This window comes from Streptomyces sp. NPDC021212, from assembly GCF_044332925.1.
Classification (GTDB): Bacteria; Actinomycetota; Actinomycetes; order Streptomycetales; family Streptomycetaceae; genus Streptomyces.
This window is the reverse complement of record NZ_JBIRPZ010000001.1, coordinates 616,946-641,902: the sequence shown is the minus strand read 5'-3', so window position 1 is coordinate 641,902 and position 24,957 is coordinate 616,946. Positions and strand designations below refer to the sequence as shown.

Here is a 24,957-nt window from a genome sequence, read left to right as displayed (position 1 = left end):
CGGTGAGGGTCGCGGGGGCGCGGGACGCGTGAGGTGTCAGCGGGCGGTGGCGGGCGCGTCGGCCACCGGCGCCGGGCCGGTTTCGGATCCGGGCTGTCGCGCGGGGCTGCGCCACAGGAGGATCAGCACGACCGACACGGCCAGGGACACGACGGGGACCAGCAGGCCCGCGGTGACGGTGTCGCCGTCGGTCTCCTTGCCGACGATGTACGGGCCGAAGAACCCGCCGAGGTTGCCGATGGAGTTGATGGCGGCGACGCCGACCGCGGCGTGCGTCCTGGACAGGCTGTCGGTGGTGAGCGCCCAGAACGCCGGCAGCCAGGCGAAGGCGCCGATCCCGGTCACCGCGAGCGCGACCACCGCGGGCCCGGGGTGGTGCCGCAGCGCGATCACCGCGGCGAGGCCGACGGCCCCGAGGGCGAGCGGCACGGCGACCAGGTACTTGCGCTCGCGGGCGCGCTTGGACAGCTGGGCGGTGACCATCAGCGAGAGCGCGGCGCAGATGTAGGGGACGGCCGCGGTGAAGCCGATGTTCGTGGCCGAGTAGGCGGGGTTGATCTGCTTGATGATCAGCGGCAGGAAGAGGTTGAACCCGTAGGTGCCGATGGCGAGCGCGAGATGGGTGGCGGCCAGGTGTGCGCCCGCGGAGGCGAGCCGCAGGACGATGGACCGTCCGATGCCGCGTCCGGCACCGGTGACCGCGACGCGGAGACCGCTGAGGTCTGCCACTCTGGTCCCTTTCGTCGGTGCGCCCGGACCGGTTGGGTGGGCACGCCCGGGCCGCTGAGACTGGGACACTAGAGTTCGTCAATCTGGGATACAAGATGTATGCACGAGATTGGCGCACGAATCGGGTAGCCGGGAATCCGTTCTACCGGCGTTGCTTGATGACGGGCCGCGAGTGGTGTCACCCTCCGCCGAAGTCTCCCCCGCCGAAGCCGCCGCCGAAATCGCCCGGGCCGAAGTCACCGCCGGAGTAGTCGCCGCCCGAGTGGTCGCCGCCGGAGAAGTCGCCCGCCGGACCGGCTCCGTAGTAGTCCCCGTAAGCGTCGGGCGAGGCGAGCGCGGTGCCGAGCAGCGTGCCGGTCAGCAGGCCCGGCAGCAGCGCGCCGCCGAAGTAGCCGTACGCCCAGGGGGTGTAGACGGGTCCGGCGTCCCAGTACGGGCGGCGGCCGGCGGAGGTCTCGACCTCCCGTGCCATCGGCTGCTCGCCGTCGTCCAGCCGGGCCGCGTCCGCTGCGCAGACCGGAACGGTGCGCTCGGCCGTGCTGCCCGCCGGGGTCCACTGCCGGTCCTCGACCGAGGGGCCGTGCCGTGGGTCGAAGAAGCACGGAGGCCGACGCTCCGGCAGCGGTTCGCCCTCCAGCCTGGCCTCCAGGGTGGCGAGCGAGAACCGGCCGTCCCCCAGCGCCTCGCTCACGTCCCGGACGTTCCTGGATGCCTGCGCCTTCTCCATCACCGTCTTCGCGCGCTCGTAGGAGTCCAGGGCGCGGGTGTAGTCCTCGCGCATCGCGTCGTCCGCCTTCGGGGACGCCGGGTCGAAGCCGATCCGGGTCAGCTCCTCGCCGAAGGCCGTGATGTCCTCGTCGGCCACCGGGCGGAGTTCCTCCAGCCGGGCCCGCTCCTGCTGCTGCCGCCGCCTGGTGACGCGCCTGCCCACCAGGAAGGTGCCGCCGACGCCGACGACGATCAGTATGCCGAGCGTGATGAGCAGACCCAGGGCGCCGGTGCTTCCGCTGGGCGTGGCGGCGGTGAGCAGCAGCGCGACGACGATCAGCGGAAGCACCGGCGCCGCTCGGAAGACTCGTCGTACGGCCTCCATATCTTCGACGCTAGCCCATATCGCGTGGATCGCGATCCGGCGAAGGCGGTGATCACCGCGCCTCGCCACGGTGGATACGGTGGCGAGGACGCGGTACGGAGACGACGACAAGGCGGGGAGCCGGGCATGCTGATCGAGGAGCTGCGGCAGGAACTGCCGGGCGGGCGGCTGGTCGAGGACCCGCACATCGCGGCCGGGTTCACCCACGACGAGGCGGAGTGGGCGCCGTACGGCACGCCGTGCGCGGTGGTGCGGCCGCACACGGCGGCGGAGGTGCGGTCCGTGGTGCGCGCCTGTCTGCGGCACGGCGTTCCGCTCGTCACCCGGGGCGCCGGAACGGGACTGTCCGGGGGCGCCAACGCCGTCGAGGGCTGCGTCGTGCTCTCCACGGAGCACATGAACACCCTCCACGAGATCGACCCCCTGGAGCGGCTCGCGGTCGTCGGCCCCGGTGTGGTCAACGACGATCTGCGGGCCGCGTGCGCCGAACACGGGCTCTGGTACCCGCCGGACCCTGCCAGCGCGCCCTGGTCCACCATCGGCGGCAACGTGGCCACCAACGCGGGCGGGCTGTGCTGCGTCAAGTACGGCGTCACCCGCGACTACGTCCTCGGCCTGGAGGCGGTGACCGGCACCGGTGAGCTGGTGCGGCTCGGCCGCAGGACGGCGAAGGGCGTGGCCGGGTACGACCTGGCGGGGCTGATGGTCGGCTCCGAGGGCACCCTCGGGGTGATCACCGAGGTCACGGTGCGGCTGCGCCCGCAGCGGGAGGCGGAGCGCACGGTCGCCGGATACTTCTCGTCGGTCGTGGCCGCCGGCCGCGCCGTCACCGCGGTCGGGGCAGCGGGGCTCACCCCGTCCGCACTGGAGCTGATCGACCGGCACTGCCTGGCCGCGGTCGACCGGTGGAAGAACATGGGGTTGTCCGTCGACGCCGACGTGGTGCTCCTCGGGCGTACGGACGCGCCGGGCCCGGCCGGGGCGCGGGAGGCCGACCTCATGCTCGCCTGCTTCGAGGAGGCGGGGGCGACCTGGGCCGCGCAGTCCACGGACCAGGAGGAGGCCGACGCGCTCTTCGCGGCGCGGCGCCTCGCCTACCCGGCGCTGGAACGGCTGGGTCCGGTGCTCACCGAGGACGTGTGCGTGCCCCGGGCGGCCGTGCCGGAGATGCTGGCGCGGATCGAGCGCGCGGCCACCCGGCACGACACGCTCATCGCCAACATCGCCCACGCCGGTGACGGCAACCTCCATCCGCTGCTGATCACCCAGCCCGGCGACACCGCCGCCCGGGAGCGCGCGCAGGCCGCGTTTCGCGACATCATCGCCGACGCCATCGACCTGGGCGGGACGGTCACCGGCGAGCACGGTGTCGGGCTGCTCAAGCGGGACGGCCTGGAGCGGGAACTCGCACCCGCAGTGCTGGAGATGCATCGCGCGGTCAAGACAGCCCTGGACCCGCACGGGATCCTGAACCCGGGCAAGGTCATCGGCCGGAGCTGAGCGGCCCGTCCCAGTCGGTGAGACTGTTCCGGTGACACCTTGAGCCGGGTGTCGGAGGTTGACCATACTGTCGACCATGTCGAATGCCGCCGGCCCGCTCGTGGAACGCCTCCACGTCGATCTGTGCCGCCAGGCCAGCGCCTGCTGTCGCCCCTGATCCCGGCTTCTCTCCCGGCTTCCCCGCGGACAACCGCGCCTCCGACCCCGTAGCGGGCGCCGCTCCCTGACGCCTCGGCGCCTGACGTGAGCGTCATATGACCGTCTGCCCACGGGCGTTCATCTCACAGCGCTGTCTCCCGCACCTGCTCCGGCCACCCCGGCATGCGACGAAACGGTAGTTCCCCCCATGCCCGACACGTCCCGTCGGCCACTTCGCACCGTGGTGCTGTCCAGCCTCCTGGGCACCACGGTGGAGTGGTACGACTTCTTCCTCTACAGCACCGCCGCCGGCCTCGTCTTCGGCGACCTCTTCTTCCCCACCGGCAACGACACCGTCGGAACCATCCTCTCCTTCGCCACCTTCGCGGTCGGCTTCCTGGCCCGGCCCATCGGCGGTCTCCTCTTCGGGCACATCGGCGACCGCATCGGCCGCAGACGCACCCTCGCCGTCACCATGAGCGTGATGGGCGGCTCCACCACACTCATCGGCCTGCTGCCCACCTATCAGCAGATCGGCATCTGGGCGCCCCTCCTCCTGCTCGTCCTGCGCGTGGCGCAGGGCGTGGCGCTCGGCGGTGAGTGGGCCGGTGCCGTGCTGCTGTCCGTGGAGCACGGCCCGCGTGGCCGCGAGGGCCGCTACGGCAGCTATCCGCAGATCGGTCTGGCCCTCGGCCTGGCGCTGGGAACCGGCGTTTTCGCCCTGCTCAGCAACGTGCTCAGCAACGACGCCTTCCTCAGCTACGGATGGCGGGTGGCCTTCCTGGTGAGCCTGCTGCTGGTCGTCCTGGGGATCACCGTGCGGCTCAAGGTGGACGAAACCCCGGCCTTCCGCCGGATCGAGCAGCGGCAGTCGGCGTCCCGGATCCCGCTGGCACGGCTGCTGCGGGACCCGGCAACCCGGCGGCACACCGTGCTGGGCATGCTGGCCCGGTGGGGCGAGGGCGCGGCGTTCAACACCTGGGGCGTGTTCGCGATTTCCTACGCCACCTCGACGCTGCATCTGCCACGTACCCCGGTCCTGCTCGCCGTCACCTTCGCCGCGCTGCTGATGGCCGTACTGATCCCGCTGTCCGGCTCCCTGGTGGACCGGCAGGGCGCGCGCCGGATGTACATGGTCGGCATGGCGCTGTTCGGGCTGAGCGTGTTCCCCGCTTTCTGGTTGTTCCACTCCACCGGCATCTGGGAGTTCGCCGCGGCGATCGCGCTGACGCTGGGCGTGGTCCACGCCTCCTTCTACGGGGCCCAGGGCACCCTGTTCGCCTCCCTGTTCCCCGCGGAGGTCCGGTACACCGGCATGTCCGTGGTGTACCAGCTGTCCGGTGTCTACGCCTCCGGCATCACGCCACTGCTGATGACGACGTTCCTCGCGCTCGGCCACGACACTCCGTGGATCGCCTGCGGATATCTCGCGGCCACCGCGGTCGTCAGTGTCTGGGCGGCCTCGCGCATCCGGCCGTCCGAGGTGCACTTCGCGTCCGGGACCGCCGACCGCCCCGCGCGCCCCACGGCCACGCGGTCGGCGGTGGCCGTGAAGTAGCGCCCGGGGCGCTCGCCGTCAGCGGTAGCCCCCTCGCCCCCAGTCGCCTCCGTGTCCGCCCCAGTTCGATCCCCAGGGCGCCTGCTCGTACTGGCCGTACTGGCCGTGCTGCCCGTACTGCCCGTCCCACCCGCGCTGTCCGTAGCCGTACCAGTCGTACTGCCGCTGCCGGCCGTCCCAGGAGCCCGCCTGCCGCGGGGCCGGATCGGCCCTCGTGGGCTTGGGGCGCTGCGGCGCCTTGGACTTCGGTGGCGCCTTGGACTTCGGCGGCTTGGGCTTGGGCGTGTGCTTCGGGGGCGCGGGGCGGTCGGGCTTCGGGCGGACGGCGGACACCTGGCGGGTTTCCTTCTCCCGCTTCTTGCCCGGGCGGGCCGTCTCGGTCCGGTGCTGGTTGCCGTCCGCCGCGCCGCCCGCCTGCCAGCGCTGGGACATCGCGGAGTCGTCACGTGTTTTGAGGACCAGCGAGGCCCCCTTCTCCGTCGAGTCCGGGGTCAGCGCCAGTTCCTGGTTCCAGCGCGGTATCAGGGTGCCCTGGAGGGTGAAGTCGTACCGCACGTTCGCGGCGTCGCGCCGTGATGTGGTCGCGCAGGGGCCCAGCCGGATGGAGAAGCTCAGCCGGGAGTTGAGGCAGAGTTCGGGGTCGGCGCCGCTGCGCAGCAGGCCGTCGGCCTCGTACGTCCACTGCTGGGTGCCCGCGGAGGTGCAGGGTACGGCCTCGGTTTCGGCACCCGCCGTGGGCTTGTCGCCCACGATGTCGAGGCACAGTCCGCCCGCGGCGACGCGCAGCCGGCCGCGCAGGGCCTCGGCCGGGCGGCCGTCGGCGCCGATCCAGGAGGGCTTCGAGCCGGGGGCCGTCGTCTCGCCCGTGCCCGGCGTCGTGGAGGGGGTGTCGCGGTCGTACGCCGTGTCCTCGGCACCGCCGGACGGGAGGAGGGACGCCACCGCGACTGACACCAGGGCGCAGCCGCTCACCGTGGCCGCCGCCACGACGAGGAGCCGGCCGCGGGTGAGCTGCGGGCGCCTTCGGCGCGCGGCCGGACGCGCCACCGGATGTGCCGCCGGGCGCGCCTTCCACCAGGGGTGTTTCCGCGCCGAGTGGCGAGGGCCGCTGCGACGTGGCGGGGTGGTCGGCATGGGTGGGGGATCCACGGCCGTGTCCGGTTCGGGGACACGGCGGCCCGGCCGGGAGTCGAGATAGTCCCGGGCGCCCCACCCCAGGACCGCTTCGGCGAGCAGGACGGCCGGACGGCCGGCGGAGTGGTCCAACTGGTCGGCGGCGTCATGGCAGTGCTCGCACCGGAGGAGATGCTGCTCCAGATCGGGGTCGAGCCGCGTGTCGCCACGACGGAGCGAGACGTCCAGCAGTCGGCTGTACTGCCGGCACTCCTCCTCGGGGGCCGTGTCACGATGAGCCTCGAGACAGGCCTGACGCCAGCGCAGTCGGGCCCGCTCCAGCTCTTCGGGGGCATCGTCGTGCAAGCCCAACAGCCCTGCTGGTACGGCCAGTTGCTCCGCCTCGACCTCCGTGTGCCACAGCAAACAGCGGGCCGCCTCGGGGAGCCGCTGGAACGCGCGGAACACCAGACGCCGGTTCTCCGGCGGACGGAGCCGCCCGTCCTCGCTTCCCCGCTCCCTGGGGGCGGCCCGCAGTCCGGGATGGAGCAACGCACTCCGCGGACCCGTGTTCCACTCCTCCGCTATGCCCCGCACGGCGGCAAGCACCCGTGGCCGCCACGCGGTGGCCGGTGCGGTCCGCCGCAGCGCGTCGCCGAAGAGCCTGGTGAACGCGGCGGATGTGAGGATCCCCGCCGGGTGGTCGCCCGTGGTGCACAGGCTCGCGTAGGAGAAGGCCGCCTCCCAGTGGCGGCCCAGCAGCTCCCCGACGGGGTGATGCTCGGACAGTTTCCCCGAACACTTCTTGAGTTCGGCCGTGAGCTGTTCATCCGTCACACCGAACAGGGGGGTGGGAGTCAAGAAGTGCGTCAGGGCAGCGTCGTTCACGTCTCTTCCCTTTCACAGGGCAGCGAGAAAAGTCCGTACCAAGTGGGGGCGTCGGCCCTGCCGGCGGCCGAAAACACCTGACCCACGTGGCGACATCTGCACCTTTGCATACGGGACCGATGCGGAACAAGGGACTTCACATTTTTCGAGTTCGAGCGCCTCCAAGGACCACTGACACGTCAGATTGCGTTGCGAAATGCAAAGTGGCGAACGAATTCACCCATTGCGCCGGGCTACCAGACGGTAGGCATTGGACACCTTCCCCAGCCCGGCAAGTGGCTTGAGCAGCAACCGGTCCAGTGTGGTGGCCACGACGAGGGCGGGAATGGCCACCACGAGGCCCGCACAGCGCAGGAGCCATCGCGCGCGACCGGTCGGCCTGGTCAGCCAGGGGGCGTCGTCGGGCGGCAGGAAGGCGTTGAACCCGAGCCACACACCTCCCAGCAGGTCGACGGTGTCCGACGACTCGCGGTGCTGTTCCAGGACCACGGTGAAGCCGAGCGCTTCCAGCTCCTTCCGCAGACCCGCCACCGGGAGGAAGTACAGGTGCTGGGGCTGGAGCCAGGGCAGCCAGAAGCGGCCGAGGAGACGGGCGAACCAGCACTCCGGGTCGGGCACTTCGATGAGCAGATGGCCGCCGGGGCCGAGGGTGCGGTGGGCCGCGCGGAGTTCCGCGCGGGGGTCCGTACTGTGCTCCAGGTAGTGGAACATGCTCACCACGTCGTAGCGCCCGGCCAGCCGCTCTTCGGCCAGCTCCGGGAAGCTGCCCCGGATGCCGTGGTCGATCCGCCCCTCCCGCTCGGCCAGTTCGACGCCCTCGGTGAAGTCCAGACCGTCGAAGACGGTGCCGGGGAAGACGGTGCGGGCCACTTCGGGGAAGTGGCCGTGGCCGGTGCCGACGTCGAGCCACTTCGCCGGGGAGTCGGCGGAGGGCTTCAGGGCCTCCGCACGTCCGCGGTACATCTTCTGCCGCCCGGAGAAGACGTTGCCCATGCCCTCCTCCCCCAGCCCGTCGTAGAAGTCGCGGTAGTAGAACTCCAGCCCGTCGCCGTTCAGCCGGGGGTTCTGGAACACCAGGCGGCAGGCCCGGCACGTGTCCAGCCGGAAGCGGCCCGGCTTGTTCTGGAACCGGTCCCTGGTGAGCAGGCGGCGCTTCAGCCGGGACGAGCCGCACCACGGGCAGTCCGTGCGGCGCGGCTCGAAGAACCGCTCGGTGCCCTGGTCCAGGTCGGCCCGGTAGCGCGGCCGGAGGGCGGCCACGGCCTCGGCACGGGACGGGCGCGGCGCTTCGGCCCCGGGTCTGCCGGCGGTGGCGTTGTCCTGGCTCATCGTTCCCCCTCGGGGGTCGTGGTGGAGTGGGTGGTGGCCGCGCCGGCGGCCAGTCGTTCCAGGTGGCCGGCGGCCGCGCGGGCGCCGCCCGCCGCCCGGAAGGACGCGCCGACGCGCTCGGCGGCGGCGCGGTGGCCCGGTTCGTCCAGCACGGCGTCGATGGCCTCGCCGAGCGCCGCCGCCCGCGCCCTGCCGAACCGGACCCGGACGCCCGCCCCGGCGGCCACCACCTGGGCGGCCACCACGGGCTGGTCGTCCCGGATCGGGGCCACCACGAGCGGGACGCCGTGCCACAGGGCCTCGCAGACGGTGTTGTGGCCCGCGTGGCACACGACCGCGGCCACCCGCTCCAGCAGGCGCAGCTGGGGGATCCGCGGGACCGTCAGCAGGTTCTTGTCGGACTCAGCGTGTCCCAGGACGCCCGAGGGGTCGACGATGACCGTCTGGAAGCGGTCGGCGCGGGCGCGTACGGCCTCCCGGGACGCGGCGAGGAAACGCGCCCCGGCGTCGGTGTTCGCGGTGCCGAGGGTGACCAGGACGGTGGGCCGCCCGGGGTCCAGCCACTCCCACGGGAAGTCCGGTTCGTCCGGGCGCTCGGCGATGGAGGGGCCCACGTACCGGATGTGGCCGGCCGCCCGGACGGGCCGCCCGGCCAACTCCTCGGTGGTGAACGCCAGCACCAGATCGGGCGAGAACCGGGGGTCGGCCGTGCCGCGCGGATCGCCGATCCGGCCCCGCGCCCCGGCCAGCAGCCCGTCCAGCCAGGCGTCGATCTTGGGCATGCCGTCCAGCGCGCCGGTGAACTCCGCCGAAGTGGTGGCGGAGGTGGCCCACCGTACGCCCAGCCGCTCGGCCACCAGCGCGCCCGCCACGGTCTGCTGGTCGGCCACCACCACATCCGGGCGGAACTCCTCGATGGCCCGCGCCACATCGGGAGCCATGGCCTCGGCGAGCGGCACCAGGAACTCCTCCCACAGGAACTTCAGCGCGCCCGGGCCACGCACCTCGGGCGGGCGCTCAGCCCCGCCCTCGCCGATCACCGGCCCGGCGCACCGGTGGACCGTGGCGCCGGGGCCAACCAGCGGCTGGACGACCTCCGGCAGCCCGGCCCAGGCCACCTCGTGGCCGCGGTCCTTCAGTTCGGCCGCGACGCCGACGGTGGGGTTGACGTGGCCGACGAGTGGCGGCACGACGAAGAGGAAACGGCGTCCGGGGGGCGTGGCCGTCATGAGGCATCAGCTCCGTTGAGCCCGGCCGCCGGCACCGGGACGGCGGTGTCCTGTTCGCGGATCCAGGACAGCAGCAGGGCGCGTATCCGCGCGGGCGCCTCGGCCAGCACCGAGTGCCCCTCCCCCGGCAGCATGACCGTCCGGGTGCCGGGCGGCAGTGCCCTGAGCCAGCCGTCCTCACCGGCGAGTTCGGAGTCGGCGCCGTACACGGCCAGCGCCGGGGGGCGCAGGGAGCGGGCCCGCTCCTCGCTCACCGTCCGGCTCGCCGCCACGTCCTCGGCGATCGTGGTCGTACGCACCAGCCGGGCCGCCGACTTGGCCAGCCGCGCGGTGTGCGCGCCCCGGTGGGCAGTGACCCAGGCCAGCGACTCGGCCTCGTGTGCGACGAGTTCGACGACGATGCGGCGCATGATCCCGCTGATGTCCGTCAGCCAGCTCTCGGTGGCGGGTTTCGCCTCGATCGTGGCGATACCGGCCACCCGTTCCGGGTGGCACAGGGCGTACCCGTACGCCACTGTGCCGCCGAAGCAGTTGCCCACCAGGTGGACCGGGGTGGTGATCTCCAGCGTGTCCAGCAGCCGTTCCAGATCGCTGACGAACGTCTCCAGCCGGTAGCCGGATCCGGGGCGCTCGCTGCGGCCGTGCCCCCGCTGGTCGTACATCACCACGTCCAGTCCGGCGGCGGCGAGGTCCGGGGCCACGGTGAAGTACCAGCTGGCCAGGGAGTCGGTGAGCAGGCCGTGTACGAGGACGACGGTGGCGGTGGGCGGGCGGCCGTCGGGCGGGGACAGCCGCTGGACGTGCACGCGGATGCCGTCCGGTCCGTCGCCGGTGCCGGGTGGGCCACCGAGGTGCATCATCGCCATGATCAGCTCCCCTCGGCCACGCGGAGGCACCGCACGATGTACTCCACGAGCCGCCCGACGGTGAGGCCGATGATCTCGTCCAGCTCCAGATCGGCCACGAACTCGGCGAAGTTGACCGCCTGCCCGTATCGGTCCTGGAGGATGCCCGCCAGGGTCACCAGGTCGATGCTCTCCAGCTCCAGGTCATCGGTGAAGCGGGTGTCCATGGCGACCTCGATGTCGTCGAGGCCCTCCTCGTCGAGCATGGTGCGGAGCATTCCGGCGACGTCCTCGAGCACGGCCGGTGCGTCGGGCGCGGGTGCCGGGGCGGTGGGTTCGGCGGTGGTCACTGGTCGGTCTCCTCGTCCTGATCCCGGTGGCCCGGACCGGTCGTCCAGGCCACGGCGTACTCCCTGACCGGCAACCCGGACGGGTTGGCGGTCGTCGTGCAGTGCACCCGGTAGCGGCGCGACCGGTGTCCGGTGGCGGTGGCCACTTCGACGGTGAGGCGTGTGCGTTCCATGTCCCCCTCCGCCGCGCCCGGCTCGGCGCCGACCACCGTCATGTCCTGGCCGGTGCCGTCCGCCTTCGCGACGGCCTGCTTGGCGGCGCGGAAGGCGGTGGCCCACCAGGCGGCGCCGCCGTTCGGGAGGAGCGCACGCTCCGCGGGGCTCAAGGTCCCTTGGTCACGGTCGGCGATCTCCGCGAGGGCGATGCCGGGATTGCCCTGCCCGTCCGAGTGGCGTGGCGCCACCAGGGCGACCCCGGCCTCGGCCCGGTGCGCCAGCGTCAGTTCCAGAGGGGGCAGGGTCCGGCCGTGGACGCCGACGGCGTACGGGCGACCGTGCTCGTCGTCGCACACCCGGATCTCGGCCGGGAAGACCGGCCCCTCGCCGTGCTCCCACAGCCACCGCCGTACCGCGTCCTTGGCCGCGATCCGGCCCAGCAGCCACTGTCTGCGGCCGAGCGGCGGCTGCCGCTCGTACTCGGCTCGTTCCGCGCCGCCGAGGTGGTTGCGCATGATCAGATCGCGCGAGGCCAGGTCCGGCCAGCGCTCGTACACCAGTGACCAGCCACCCGGCTGGGGTTGCGACAGCGTGTTGCGCTGCGGGAAGCGCTCCACCGGGCGGGTCTGCGGATGGTTGTCGAACCGGCGGTCATGCCAGCCGCGCAGCTCCGCCCACACCTGGCCCCCGGTCATCAGCTGGACGTCGGCCTCAAGGGCCGCATCGGTCAGCGCGACGACCCTGACCAGGCACTCCACCTCGGTGCCGGGCCGCGGGGGCGGACCGTAGAAGCGCATCAGGCGCATCCCGACGGGGAAGACGACGGAGCGCTCGGTGCGGGTCGCCATGATCCAGTACCCGAGGAGCTGACCGACGTTGTCCAGAAGCGCACCGGACGCGGCCGGAGTGGTGATCGTGCCGCGCACATGCGTCTCGCCGAGCGCGGTGAGCCGGGTGAGGCCCTGGAACGCCGGGCCGTGGAACATCCAGCGCTCGTCATAGATCTGCGCCGCGGTGTGCTCGGGCGCCCGCTCGGTGGCGGGGTCGATGTGCCACGGCGCGGGGCGCTCGGCGGCATCCGGGTAGCGGGGCGCGAGCTGAACGGTGCCGCGTGCGCTGCGGCCGAACGTGGCGGTGTAGTGGGCGGGGTCGGTGGCGGACGGTGTCACGGTGACCGGGACGGTGCTGGGCGGCGTGGCGGTCACCCACTGATCGAAGCGCGCGTTGTGCACGGCCACGGCCACGCCGCCGCCCGCCCCTTGCTCCGCCGCGTCGATGAGGTGCTGGACGATCGTGGTGGCAGGCACCACGGGCCACCGATCGGCCTCGTCGGGCCAGCCGGGCCGCTGTGGGAAGAAGCAGTGGTCGAGGAGGTAGGGCATGGCCTCGGTGGACACGCGCACGTCGAAGGTACGCGCACGGGGAACCACCCGCCTGTCCCTCCCCACCGCAACCAGCTCGGCCGCCGCCTCGGCCGTCTCGCGGAGAAGCGCGTCGAGTTCGGCGGCCCAGGGCGCCGCGGGGTGAGCTTGCGTGGCGTGGGGCGTGCCCGCCGCCGGGTGCGGCAGCACGGCCTGAGACGGACCCACCGCCGCCGGGCGCGGCGGCGCGTGGTCCGTGCCTGTCGCCGGGTACAGCGGTTCGGCGTGGGGCGTGCCAGTCGCCACGTGTGCGTGCGGTGTGGCGGGGTGGCGCATGGCACCTGCCGCCGGAAGTGGCGGCATGGCCTGGTCCGGCGTCGCCTTACCGGGGCTCAGCAGCGCGGCTCGGCCCGAATCCGGCGTCGCCGGGTACGAGGCAGGCGCCTGACCCGTACCCGCTGCCGGAGAGGGCGGCGCGGCGTACTGCGAGCCCGCCACCGCCGGGTGCGGTGGGGCTGCCTGATCCGGGCCTGCCGACACGCCCAACGAAACGGGGTCCTGCGAACTCACTGCCGGGCGCGTGCCCGCCGAAGCCGGAGACGGCGGCACGGCATGGGTTGCCCTCGCCGCCCCCCGGTGCGGCGCCCCGGCCCGATCCGGGGCCGCCACCGGAGACGGTGGCGCGAGGGGCGTGCCCGCCGTCGCCACGTACGGCTGCGCCGTGTGGCCCGTTCCTGCCGCCGGGTACAGCGGTGCGGGGTGGCGCATGGTGTCCGCCGCGGGCAGTGGCGGTGTGGCCCGACTCGTCATCGTCGGGTGCAGCGTCGCGGCCTGATCCGGTCCCGCCGCCGGGGACGGTGGCGCCATGGGCTGGGGGGCCGGGGGGCGGAGCCCCTCGGTTTCGGGGAGGGGCGGGGTGGGGGAAGACCCCGCCCCCACAGACCCCAGCGCCTCGCGCAGCTCGGCCAGCCGCGGCCCACCGAGCGAGACCAGCGCGCCGTCCAGATTCAGGCGCACCGGAGCCGACCGGGCCCTCGCGCCGGGGCGCGGGAGGGCCGGGTCCACGGGCGCGCCCTCCGTCCACAGCGCGGTGGCGACGCGGCGCAGTTGGGCGACGCCGTCGCGGTGGGGGGAGTTGGCGGCCACCACGACGTGGTCGCGGCCGTGCAGCGTGTCGCCGATGAGCGAGGCCAGCTGGCCGGTGCCCATCTGCACGAACGCGCGGAAACCCGCGTCGTGCAGGGCCTGGGTCAGCAGCCGGAACCGCACCGGTTCCAGGAGGTGACGCACGAACAGCCGCCGCACCTCCGCCTCGGTGTCCGGATACGGCGCGGCGGTGGTTCCGGACCAGACGGGGACGCGGGGCGGCAGGAGCAGTTCGAAGCGCTCCGCCAGGGTCCGGATGGGGTCGAGGAAGGGGGCCAGCATGGGCGTGTGGAAGCCGGATCGGAAGGGCAGGACCTGCGCGATCACGCCCGTCGCGCGCATCGTGCGGACGAACTCCTCGACGTCGGCCCGTGGCCCGCACACCATCGACTGGCTGGGTGCGTTGTCGTGCGAGAGCACGATCCGGCTCTCCGGACACTCCGCGAGCGCGGTGAGGACGCGTTCCGCGCCCGTGCCGAGGACGGCGAAGGTCACACCGGGGACGCGCAGCGCGTCGGGGTCGAAGGAGTCGAGGAAGGCGTCGACGGCCTCGCCCGCGTAGAGCCCGCCCGCGGCCATCGCGGACCATTCGCCGACGCTGTGTCCGGCCACCGCGTCCGGCACGATTCCCATCCGTGCGAGCGCCGCGTTCAGCAGGCGTCCGACGCCGAAGACACCGACCCCGTGGCGGCCGATGTCGCCCGCGCGGGCCGCCTCGCCGTACCGCTCGCCCGGGCGGTCGCCGGTGCGGCGGGACAGGCCGAAGTACTCGGCGATCCCGTCCGTGCGGGGCTCGAACTCGGCCTCCAGGCCGGGGAAGACGAAGACCAGCTTCCCGGAGGCCGCGAGCATCGGCTCGGGGCTGAACCAGACATCGTTGCGGCCACGCCATGGGCGGCCCTTGGCGACCACGCGCCGGGCGAGGGCGAGCCGCTTGGCGGTGGGTTCGACGATGCCGAGCCGCGTACGGGCGTGGCTCCCGGACGCGGGCGCGGTGGCCCGTACGGTCGCGTCGTCGGCGGCGAGCAGTTCGGCCAGCCGCTCCGGTGTGTCCGCCACCAGGGCCAGCACCCGCTCGGGTTCGGTCACCACGGTCGCCGGGCGCCGCTTCACCGTCGCGGTCGGCTCCTGCTCCAGCACCACGTGCGCGTTGATGCCGCCGAACCCGAAGGCGTTGACCGCCGCGCGCCGCACGGGGGCCTCCCAGGGCGTGGCCGCGTCGAGGGTGCGGAAACGGGTGGACGCCAGCCCCGGATGCGGGTCTTCGCAGTGCAGGGTGGGCAGCAGCCACCCGTGGTGGACGGCGAGGGCGGCCTTGATCAGCCCCGCGACACCGGCGGCGGGCATGGTGTGGCCGATCATCGACTTCACCGAGCCGATGACGGCAGGATCGCCACGAGAGGAACCACCGGGTCCGAACACCTCGGTCAGCGTGGTGAGTTCGGCCGCGTCCCCGGCAGGTGTGGCCGTACCGTGCGCCTCCAGCAGCCCGACCGAGCCCGCTTCGCGCGGGTCGAGGCCCGCGGCGCGCCACGCCTGCCGTACGGCGCGGGTCTGGCCGCCCGGGTCCGGGTTGACGAGGCCGGTGGCGCGGCCGTCCGAGGCCACGCCGGTGCCGCGGATGACGGCGTAGACACGGTCGCCGTCGCGCCGCGCGTCGGCGAGCCGTTTGAGGACGACCACACCGGTGCCCTCGCCGATCAGCAGGCCGTCGGCGGCGCGGTCGAAGGGCCGGATGCGCTGGCTCGGCGACAGCGCGCGCAGTTGCGCGAAGACGCTCCACAGGGTGATGTCGTGGCAGTGGTGCACACCGCCCGCGAGCATCACGTCGCACCGCCCGGAGGCCAGCTCCCCCACCGCCTGGTCGACGGCGACGAGCGACGACGCGCAGGCGGCGTCCACGGTGTGGGCGGGCCCGCGCAGGTCGAGCCGGTTGGCGATGCGGGAGGCGGCGAGGTTGGGCACCAGGCCGATGGCCGCCTCGGGACGGTCCGGGCCGAGCTGTTCGGTGAAGGCGTCCCGGATCCGGTCCAGGTGGCCGGGGCCGAGGCCGGGCAGCAGCTCGCCGAGGGTCCGTACGAGCTGGTGCGCGGTGCGAACCCGCTGGTCGAGCCGGACCAGCCCGGGGGTGAGGTAGCCGCCCCGGCCCAGGATGACGCCCACCCGCTCCCGGTCGGGCAGCCGGTCGTCGCCGCCCGCGTCGGCGAGGGCCGCCGCCGCGACACGCAGCGCGATCAGCTGGTCGGGTTCGGTGCCGGACACCGAGTTCGGCATGATGCCGAAGCGGGCGGCGTCCACCTCCGCGTACGTGTCGACGAAGCCGCCCCGGCGGCAGTACACCCGGTCGGGGGCGGCCGGTGTGCCCACGGCTCCCTGCGGATCGTAGAACCCGGCGTCCCACCGCCCGGCCGGGACGTCGGTGATGGCGTCCACGCCGCCGGCCAGGTTGCGCCAGTAGGTGTCCAGGTCCGGGGAGCCGGGCAGCAGGACGGACATCCCGACGATGGCCACCGGCGGCGGGCTCTGGGGTGCCGTCATGGTCACCAGCCCGAGGCGGTGTAGACGACGGCCTGGTCCGGGTCCTCGCCCCAGGCCAGCTCGCGCAGCAGCGCCAGCGCGCCCTCTTCGGGGTCGATGAGCGAGATGCCGCGCCGGGCGTACTCCCGGCCGAGTTCCGGGGTGACCATCCCGCCGTGGGCGCCGGTCGGGGCCCACGGCCCCCAGTGCACGGTCAGCGCCCGCCGGCCGGTGCGGGCCCGCCACCGCGCGCCGAGGGTTTCCAGCGCGTCGTTGGCGGCCGCGTAGTCCACCTGGCCGCGGTTGCCGAGGGCGGCGGAGATGCTGCCGAACAGCACCGTGAACGCCGGGGGTTCGGGCAGTTCGGCGAGTGCGTCCAGCAGGGTCCGCGCGCCGTCCACCTTGGTGCCGAAGACCCGCCCGAAGGACTCGGCGGACTTCTCCGCGATCATCCGGTCCTCGATGACACCGGCCGCGTACACGGCGCCGTCCAGCCGCCCGTGGTCGGCGTGGATCTGCTTCACGGCCTGGAGCAGCGCCGCGTCGTCCCGGACGTCCACCGAGCGGTAGCGCACCCGGCTGCCCAGGGCGCTCAACTCAGCCACTGTCGCGGCGACTTCGCGGCCCGCGAGGATCCGGGCGACCTCCCGCTCGATCGCGGAGGGGGTCGTGCCGCCCCGGGCGGCGAGCGCCGCGCGCAGCGCCGTCTCGTCGCGGGCCGCGGCGGTGTCCGGGTCCTCCGGGCCGGTGGGTTCCGGCGTACGGCCGAGCAGTTCGATCCGGCAGCGGGCGGCGGACGCGAGGGCGAGGGCGCACCGGGCGGTGATGCCGCGCGCCCCACCGACCAGGACCACCACGGAGTCGCGGTCAAGACCGAGCGCGGCGGCCTCCGCCGCGCCGTCCCCGGCGGGCCCGGCGCCCGAGGCGGCGAGCGGCCCGAGCGGGGCCTGCGCCAGATCCAGCCGGTGGCGCCGTCCGTCGGGGTTACGCAGAACGACGGGCGCACGGCCGGTGGCGGACAGCTCGTCGAGCAGTGCGCCGGCCACGTCGTCGGCGGACACCGGCGCGTCGGCGGCCAGCTCCACCAGGGTGGCGGCCGTGTCCGGATACTCCCTGGCCACCGTACGGAACACCCCGCGCAGCCCGGCCGGGCGCGGGTCGAGCGGATCGGCGGTACGCACGGCCAGCAGCCACCGCGGACCGCGCCGCAGCGCCGCCTGGAGCACGGCGAACGCCTGCGGCAACAGGGGTGCACCGGCCCCGGCCAGCGGGTCGAGCAGCAGGACACCGTCCATCGGGCCGTCCTCGTCGGCGAGCAGATGGCCCGCGGCGAAGGGCATGGCCTCGGCGCCGTGCCCGGCCAGCCGGGCGGCGACCGCGTCGGCCACCCCGCCCGTGTCCCCGCCGAGCAGGGCGAAGCGCTTGCCGGTGAGGTCGGTGGGCCCGGCGCCCTCGGACTCGTCCAGGGGTACGGGCACCAGCCGCATCCGCCGGGGTGCCACGCCCGGCACGGCGGCGGGTTCGACCACGGGTTCGGCCTGTGCGGCGGCGGGTGCGAGACGCGCGGTGAGCCAGTCGGTGACGGCCGCCGTCGTACGGGCCTTGGCCAGCTCCTCCAGCTCCTCGTCGCCCAGCGCGGCGGTTCCGGCGCCCGCGATGCCGAGGCGCCGGGCCAGCTCACCGGCGATCTCGGCGCGCTTGATGGAGTCGATGCTGAGGTCGGCTTCGAGGTCGAGATCGGGTTCGATCATGTCGACGGGGTAGCCGGTGCGTTCGCTGATGATCTCGGAGACCGCGCGCAGGACATCGGGGCCGGTGGCGGGCGCGGTGGCGGCTGGGGGCGCGGCCGGTTCGACGACGGCCGGTGCGGGACCGGCCGCCGCGGGCTCCGCCGCCACGGGCAACGCGGTGGCCGGGGCGGCCATAGGCAGGGGTGCGGTGGCAACTGGGGGCGGCGCCGTGGGTCGCTCCCCCGCCGCGCCGCCGAAGTACGTGAGGAGGACGTCGCGTTGCGCGGCGATCATCTCCCGGCTCGTTCTCAGGTATTCGGCGATCAGGGCATCCCGGTCCCCGTAGCCGTCATCGCCCTTGCGGTCCGTCTGGCTCACCGTCGCCTCCACGACACGTCGGGCCGGTGCCAGCGCACCGGGGAGAAGGTCACCGTCCGCGGTGCGGACCAGTTGTCCGTCGACCGTCCATCCCGGCCGCTTCGGCGGTGCGGTGGACGCCGCGTCCACGGCGTCACGGCCGCGGAACAGCCATCCCGTACGCACCGGGACCCCGGCGACGGCCAGCTGGGCGAGGGCGTCGAGGAAGCCGCGCGGTCCCTCGAAGCCACCTCGTCGCCCCTCGGTGCGGCCCCGTCGGGCGTCGCAGGCGACGGTACGGTGCGGTCGGTCGCCCAGGATCTCCGCCACCAGCCGGGTCAGCACGGTGCCAGGACCGGCCTCGACGAAGATCCGGGCGCCCGCCGCGTACATGGCCTCGATCTGTTCCTGGAAGCGGACCGGGGCGCCGATCTGGGCGGCGAGTTCGGCACGGATGGCGTCCGGTTCTGCGCCGTGCGGGGCTGCGGTGCGGTTGGCCCAGACCGGAAACTCCGTTTCTGCCACTGGGTGTTCGGCCAGCGCCTCGGCGAAGCGCGGCCCGGCCCCGGCGACCAGCGGGCTGTGGAAGGCGCAGGCCACCGGGAGACGGCGGACCGTGTGCCCGGCCTCCCGCAGCAGCGTGACCGCCTCCGCCACCTCCCGCTCGGGACCGGATATCGCGGTCTGCCGCGGTGCGTTGTGGTTGGCGGCCACCACGTGCTCGGCGAGCCCGGCCTCCCGCAGCAGCCGCTCTACGGTGCCGGGCGGAGCGGTCACGGCGGCCATGGTGCCCGGTTCGTGTCCGGCGGCCTCGGCGGCGTCGAGGATGGCGGCCGCCCGCTCGGCGCTGAGCCGGGGCAGGGCGCGCGGGTCGAGGGCGCCCGCGGCGCACAGCGCGACCAGCTCGCCGAAACTGTGCCCGGCCGCCATGTCGGGCCGTACTCCGGCCGAGGTGAGCAGGGCGTGGGCGGCGAGCCCCACGATGCCCAGGGCGGGCTGGGCCACCCGGGTGTCGGTGAGGGCGGCGTGCTGCGCCGCCTTCCCGGCCTCGTCGAAGGCGGCCGGGGGGTACAGCACACCGGCGTAGCCGGAGCCGTGGAGCAGATGCCGCCGCAGTTCGGGGAAGGCCACGAACGCGTCCGCGAACATCCCGGGCCGCTGGCTGCCCTGCCCGGGGAAGAGGAACGCCACCTTCCCCACGGGCTCGTCGGGTTCGGTGTCCGGGGCGAGATACAGTCCGTCGTCCCGCCCGCCCGGTCTCGGCGGCCCGGCGAGGGACACGTCGCCCGCGAGCACCCGCCGTAACCGCTCGGCCAGGTCGTCCAGGTCCGCGGCCACCACCGCCACCCGCACCGGTTCGTGGCCGGTGTCGGCCCGCCGCGAGGCGGCCAGCGCGAGGTCGCGCAGCCGCCAGGGCCGCCCCGCCACGTCGTTGGCCTCGGTCTGCCGCAGCGTCTCCTCGACCGCGCGCAGCGCCGCCGCCCGGTCCGCCCCGCGGAAGAGGAAGAGTTCGCAGGGCCAGGCGTCGAGCGTGTGCGCGGGTGGTGGCGCTCCCTTTCCGTGTGCCGCGAGCACCACATGGAAGTTGGTACCGCCGAAGCCGAACGCGCTGACCCCGGCCACCCGGTCCGCGGGCGCCGTGGCCCATGGCCGTGCCTCGGTGTGAAACACGAAGGGGCCGCGCTCCGCGTCCCACGCCGGGCCCGGCCGTGTCAGGTGCAGCGTCGGCGGCTTGACGCCCGTGTGCAGCGCCAGCGCGGTCTTGACGAGCCCGGCCAGCCCGGCGGCGCATTTGGTGTGCCCGATCTGGGACTTGACGGAGCCGAGCGCGCAGCCGCCGGGGGCCGCCCCGGCCTCGGCGAACACCTCGGTGAGGACGGTGAGTTCGGTACGGTCGCCCACCGCCGTACCGGTGCCGTGCGCCTCGACCAGGCCGACCTCGGCCGGGGAGATCCCGGCGCTCGCGTAGGCCCGCTCCAGCGCGGCCCGCTGGCCCTCGGGGCGCGGGGCGGTCAGCCCGAGCGAACGGCCGTCGCTGGAGGAGCCGACGCCCTTGATGACGCCGTAGACCCGGTCGCCGTCGCGTTCGGCGTCGGCCAGCCGCTTGAGGACGACGCAGGCCACGCCCTCGCCGAGCGCGATGCCGTCGGCCGACGCGTCGAACGCCCGGGAGCGGCCGGTCGGGGACAGGGCGTGCACGGAGGAGAAGAGCACGTAGTCGTTGATGCCGTTGTGCAGGTCGGCGCCGCCGCACAGGACGATGTCGCTCGTGCCGGCGGTCAGTTCCTTGCAGGCGACGTCGACGGCGGCGAGCGAGGACGCACACGCCGCGTCCACGGTGTAGTTGGCGCCGCCGAGGTCGAGCCGGTTGGCGATCCGGCCGGAGATGACGTTGGCGAGCATGCCGGGGAACGAGTCCTCGGTGAGCCTGGGCAGCTGCTCGGCCAGGGTCTCCGGCACCTCGCGGAAGTACGACGGCAGGACGGCGCGCAGGGTCTGCGCGTGGGACAGGTCGCTCCCCGCCTCGGCGCCGAACACGACGGACGTGCGCGAGCGGTCGAAGGCCCGGCCGCCCTCGCCGGGGTCGCCGTACCCGGCGTCGTCCAGGGCCCGGCGGGCGGCTTCCAGGGCCAGCAGCTGGACGGGTTCGATGCTGCCGAGGGAGGCCGGGGGGATGCCGTAGCGCAGCGGGTCGAAGGGGATGCGCGGCAGGAAGCCGCCCCAGCGGGAGGCGGAGGCGCCGTCCTCGTCGCCCGTGTAGTGGACGGCGGGGTCCCAGCGCTCGGCGGGCACCTCGGTGATGGCGTCCACGCCGCCCACCACATTGGCCCAGAACGAGGCGAGGTCGGGCGCCTGCGGGAACATGCAGGCCATCCCGACCACGGCCACGTCCAGCGGCGCGGGCGCCGGTGCTGTCGCGGGGGCCGCGTCCACGCCCAGCGGCGCGCACAGCGCCCCGGCTCTCGCGGTGAGGAAGTCCGCCGCGGCCGGGCCCACCGCGTGGTGCAGCGCGGCGATGGTGGTGGTGGCCGAGCGCAGCACCGCGACCTGGCCGGCCATGAACATGCCGTCGGAGAGCTGGCGTTGCTCGTCGGCCTCGGTGAGGCTGCCGTCGGGGCCGCGTTCCAGGCCCTTGCTGGCGATGCGCAGCCGCCCCACGTTCAGTCTCTCCAGCCGCTCCCACAGCTCCCGGCCGGGGGTTCCCTCGTCCCGCAGCCGCTCCTTGAGGGCGCGATAATCGTCGGTGAAGGGGCTCGGCACACAGCGCGTGGCGTGGCCGGGGGCGGTTTCCAGCAGCGCGGTGCGCTCGGCGGCCAGCACCTGGCGCTGGAAGAGGGGGCGCACGGCGCCGTGCGCGACCGCCTCCTCGGTGAACAGGTACGCGGTGCCCATCAGCAGCCCCGCGGCGACGCCGCGCCGGGTCAGCGGGGCGGCGAGCGCGGCCACCATTGCCGCGGACCGCTCGTCGTGCACCCCACCGGCGAAGTAGACCTCGATGCCCGCGGCGTCGGCCTGGTGCGCGGGGTCGTCGAGGAAGTCCTCGATGACCGCGATCTGGGCCTCCCACAGCGGGAAGCTCGCACGCGGACCCACATGGCCGCCGCACTCGGAGCCCTCGAAGACGAACCGCCGCGCCCCGCCCTGCAGGAACTGCCGCAGCAGTCCGGGCGAGGGCACATGCAGATAGGTGGTGATGCCGTCCCGCTCCAGCGCCGCGGCCTGTGACGGCCGTCCGCCCGCGATGATGGCGTGGCTCGGGCGGATCTCCCGCACGGCCTCCAGCTGGGCGCTTCTGATCTCCTCCGGGGCGAAGCCGAGAACGCCCACCCCCCACGGGCGCCCGGTCAGCGCGGCCGCGGCCTCCTCCAGCAGGGTGCGCGCCTGGTCGCGTCCGGCGAGGGCGAGCGCGATGAACGGCAGCGCGCCGTCCGCCGCGACGGCGGAGGCGAACCCCGCCTGGTCGCTGACGCGCGTCATCGGGCCCTGCGCGACGGGCAGCCGGACGGCGGCCTCGTGCGCTGCGTCCCGTACGACGTTCCGTACGGTGCCCCGGATGGCGTCGGCCACGCCCCTCACGGCCCGGCCGACGTCCCGCCAACGAGCGGCGAAGCTCGCGGCAAGGAACCCGTCCTGACCCACCGGCAGGGGCGGCCCGGCGTGCGGGGCGCGCGTTCGCGGGCGCAGCGCGCGATGCCCGTCGACGACGGTGGTCTCCGAACCGTCCATCGGCCGGAGCATCGCGGCCCGGTCCTCGGCGAGCCCCGATTCGGCGAGCAGCGCCAGCTGCGTGTCCAGGACGACCCCGGCCGCGCCCCCGATGACCGCCGCGGCGGCGGTACGCGGGCCGATGCCACCCCAGGCCCATACCGGCACGGACACCTCGGGCTCGGCCAGGAGTCGCTGGAGCAGGACGAAGGTGCTCAGTTCGCCGACCGGCCCGCCGCATTCACTGCCCCGGGCGATGAGCCCGTGCGCCCCGGACCGGACCGCCGCGAGTGCCTGGTCCAGGTCGGTGACCTCGACCAGTACGCGATGGTGGGCGGCGACGGCATCGAGGGGCCAGGGCGCACCGGTGCCGAGGACCACGGTGTGCGGCCCGGGCCCGCCAGCGTCCCCCGGGGGTCCGGTGTCCGGTGGTGCCGCGTACCGCAGATCCGCGGGCGTGAGGGGGCACCTCGGCGTCACGCGCACCCCGTAACGCCCGTCCGGCACCCACTCGTTGACGCGTTCCCACGCGTCCAGGGCTGTGCGGCGCGTCGTTCCCAGGTCGAGGACGCCGAGACCACCCGCGCGGCTGACCGCCGCGGCGAGTCGGGGGTCCGGTTCCCCGAACGGAGTGACGCCTATAACAAGATCGCCAGGATACGCAACGGATAGCATGTTTTCTCCGGATAAATCGCTAGAGCCGCGAAAGGGAGATAATTCTGGCATGCACGTCTAACGTACGGCTTGCGCCTTTTACACAGAACGACGCGGAGGCGAAATTAGCGATTCGGTTACTGAGCCGTCAACAAGTTGCGAGCGCCGTACCTGCCAGGACGGGCTGGATCTCGCCAAGGGCGGGGAGGTCAATCACGGCGGCGCCCTTCTCTTCCTTCGTTAAATATTGATGTACCTTTCGTAAGCCGGGACGGAAGAGAGCGTGCCACCGACGTCCCTTGTGCCCCTCGAATACACCATTTACCCAGCGGGGCTCCCGCCGGGTAAACCGTTCGCGCATGCCGATCGAACCCAATCGGCGGGGCATATTCCGGATTCTGAATTCCGTGCACACGCGGCGCGTCGCCGGAAAGTGCGGCCGGAATCAGTCCGCGGACGCAACCGCTCAGTTGCCCGGTCCGGACCGCCGGGCCCAGACGGCGTCGCCGGAGGAGAGCCGGTGGGCGGCGGAGGGGCCGGGCGGCGTGCGCATCCTCAAGGTCCGCTCCTCGGCGGGTCGTCAACACCGACGGCCACACCGACGGCGGCGCCAGGGCCGCCATCGGTCCGAAGGGGGCCGCTCAGCCGGCGGCGTGTTCGCCGAGCATGGACTGGGCGAGCACCCCGAGGCCGTAGGCGCCCGCGTGCTCCTTCACCACATCCGTGACCGGGCAGTACATCGCCGTGCGGGCCCAGTCGCGCTGCGGTTCCAGCAGGACCTGCACCCAGGCGACCGGGGGCGGCACCGGCCTGCACCATGCGCTGGACGGCGTGCTCGTGGGCCTGCGGGGTGACGCCGCCGGACGCGTCGGTGACCACGTACGCCTCGTAGCCCTGGGCGATGGCGGACAGCACGGGCAGGGCGAGGCACACCTCGGTCCACAGCCCGGAGATGACGAGCTTCCTGCGGCCGGTCGCCTTGACGGCCTCGACGAACGCCACGTCCTCCCAGGCGTTCATCGAGGTGCGGTCGATGACCTTCTGGTCGGGGAAGACGTCCGCGAGCGACGGGAGGAGCGGGCGCGAGAAGGACTCGGCGGCGACGGTGCTCAGCACGACGGGAACGTCGAACACCTTGGCCGCCACTGCCGGTGCAGCTCCGACTCGGCGACCGCCTCTCCCAGCAGCTCTGCCTGGCGGGCACCGGTGGCCTGAGAGCCGCCGAAGCGCGCCACCGGGCTCCACTCCGGGCTGACGGCCGGGAGGTATTCGTCCAGGCCCTGGTACTCGGCGGCGGCGTGCACGATGCGGCCACCGACGATCGTCAGCACCGATTCGATGCGCGGGATGTCCTGCTCGGGCACGGCGAAGCAGTCGTCGGACAGGATCGCCAGATCGCCGTAGAAGCCCGGCCGCAGCACGCCCTTGGCGCCCTCCTCGCCGGTCAGTCGCGCCCCGGACCGGGTGTACATCGTGAGCGCGGTCTCGCGGCCGACCCGGTTCTGCGGGGGACGCAGGGCGAGGTCGCCCACCGAACGGCCGGAGACCAGCCAGTGCGGGGCGGCTCACGGGTTGTACGAGGACACCCGGGCGGCATCGGTTCCGGCGCCGACGCCCCCCCCCGGCCGAGCATGGTCCGCAGGGGCGGCGCCTCGGCCGCGGCTCCGGCGCCGTACCGCCGCACGTACGCCTCGCCCTGGAACGACAGCCGGTTCTGCATGGACAGCGCCCCGCCGAGCGCCGCGATGCGGTCGAGGCTCTCCGGGGAGACGGTTTCCGCGCGGTCGAAAAGCCATCGGCTCCCGCCCGGGAACAGGCCCTCCGCGGCGAGCTTTTCGAAGACGGCGAGATCGCGCCGGATGGTCTCGTCGCAGGTGGCGTGCAGCCGGAAGCCCCAGCCGTTCTCCATGAGCAGGCGCACGGCCTTCTCGAACGCGGCCTCGTAGTCGCCGGTGAGCTGTGGGCGGGGCTGCGCGAAGCTCTCGAAGTCGGCCGCGACCCAGGTCAGGTTCTCGCCCGCGCCATTGAGCCGCAGCCACGCCTCCCCGTCGCCCGCGC

General features: G+C 73.8%; 12 protein-coding genes and 2 pseudogenes. 3 read left to right on the top strand and 11 right to left on the bottom strand.

What is annotated here, in order from left to right; translation table 11 throughout:
* Positions 1-36: 36 nt before the first annotated feature.
* The gene (locus ACH4SI_RS02480; protein WP_398291643.1) at positions 37-729 is read right to left on the bottom strand and encodes an MFS transporter; all 693 of its coding nucleotides are present in this window, start codon (positions 727-729) and stop codon (positions 37-39) included.
* 178 nt (positions 730-907) lie between these two features.
* Positions 908-1,822: a hypothetical protein gene (locus ACH4SI_RS02475; protein ID WP_398291641.1), complete on the bottom strand. Its 915-nt coding sequence runs from the start codon at positions 1,820-1,822 to the stop codon at positions 908-910.
* Positions 1,823-1,948: 126 nt separating this feature from the next.
* Here ACH4SI_RS02475 and ACH4SI_RS02470 point away from each other — a divergent pair, with 126 nt between their 5' ends.
* The 3 genes from ACH4SI_RS02470 (at position 1,949) to ACH4SI_RS02460 (ending at position 5,018) form a co-directional block, all read left to right on the top strand.
* Entirely contained in the window at positions 1,949-3,322 is a 1,374-nt protein-coding gene (locus ACH4SI_RS02470) for an FAD-binding oxidoreductase (RefSeq protein WP_398291639.1), read from the top strand.
* 76 nt (positions 3,323-3,398) lie between these two features.
* Positions 3,399-3,479 carry a putative leader peptide gene (locus tag ACH4SI_RS02465; RefSeq protein WP_398292330.1) on the top strand — a complete coding sequence of 27 codons (81 nt, stop codon included), beginning with the start codon at positions 3,399-3,401 and terminating at the stop codon, positions 3,477-3,479.
* 189 nt (positions 3,480-3,668) lie between these two features.
* The gene (locus ACH4SI_RS02460) at positions 3,669-5,018 is read left to right on the top strand and encodes an MFS transporter (RefSeq protein WP_398291637.1); all 1,350 of its coding nucleotides are present in this window, start codon (positions 3,669-3,671) and stop codon (positions 5,016-5,018) included.
* Between the two features lie 18 nt (positions 5,019-5,036).
* Here the strand turns inward: ACH4SI_RS02460 and ACH4SI_RS02455 are convergent, their stop codons facing one another.
* The 9 genes and pseudogenes from ACH4SI_RS02455 to ACH4SI_RS02415 all read right to left on the bottom strand — a co-directional run.
* Positions 5,037-7,019, bottom strand: coding sequence for an RICIN domain-containing protein (locus ACH4SI_RS02455; protein WP_398291635.1), 1,983 nt, complete (start codon positions 7,017-7,019; stop codon positions 5,037-5,039).
* A 216-nt stretch (positions 7,020-7,235) separates the two neighbouring features.
* The gene (locus ACH4SI_RS02450) at positions 7,236-8,348 is read right to left on the bottom strand and encodes a class I SAM-dependent methyltransferase (protein WP_398291633.1); all 1,113 of its coding nucleotides are present in this window, start codon (positions 8,346-8,348) and stop codon (positions 7,236-7,238) included.
* Complete coding sequence (locus ACH4SI_RS02445) at positions 8,345-9,577, bottom strand: glycosyltransferase (protein WP_398291631.1); 1,233 nt, start codon at positions 9,575-9,577, stop codon at positions 8,345-8,347. Before ACH4SI_RS02445 ends, ACH4SI_RS02450 begins: the two co-directional genes overlap by 4 nt.
* Positions 9,574-10,443 (bottom strand): alpha/beta fold hydrolase, encoded by an 870-nt coding sequence (locus ACH4SI_RS02440; protein WP_398291629.1) that lies wholly within the window; start codon positions 10,441-10,443, stop codon positions 9,574-9,576. The genes ACH4SI_RS02445 and ACH4SI_RS02440 overlap by 4 nt, the downstream gene beginning before the upstream one ends.
* Positions 10,444-10,445: 2 nt before the next feature.
* A complete protein-coding gene (locus ACH4SI_RS02435; protein ID WP_398291627.1) occupies positions 10,446-10,772 on the bottom strand; it encodes a phosphopantetheine-binding protein in 327 nt (108 codons plus the stop codon).
* Positions 10,769-15,973, bottom strand: coding sequence for a beta-ketoacyl synthase N-terminal-like domain-containing protein (locus ACH4SI_RS02430; RefSeq protein WP_398291625.1), 5,205 nt, complete (start codon positions 15,971-15,973; stop codon positions 10,769-10,771). The genes ACH4SI_RS02435 and ACH4SI_RS02430 overlap by 4 nt, the downstream gene beginning before the upstream one ends.
* A 2-nt stretch (positions 15,974-15,975) precedes the next feature.
* Positions 15,976-22,920 (bottom strand): SDR family oxidoreductase, encoded by a 6,945-nt coding sequence (locus ACH4SI_RS02425; RefSeq protein ID WP_398291623.1) that lies wholly within the window; start codon positions 22,918-22,920, stop codon positions 15,976-15,978.
* Between the two features lie 620 nt (positions 22,921-23,540).
* A pseudogene (locus tag ACH4SI_RS02420) lies at positions 23,541-24,048 on the bottom strand (isochorismatase family protein); the annotation flags it as partial.
* Positions 24,009-24,952: pseudogene (locus ACH4SI_RS02415) on the bottom strand (amidohydrolase family protein); the annotation flags it as partial. The pseudogenes ACH4SI_RS02415 and ACH4SI_RS02420, both read right to left, overlap by 40 nt.
* Positions 24,953-24,957: the final 5 nt, after the last annotated feature.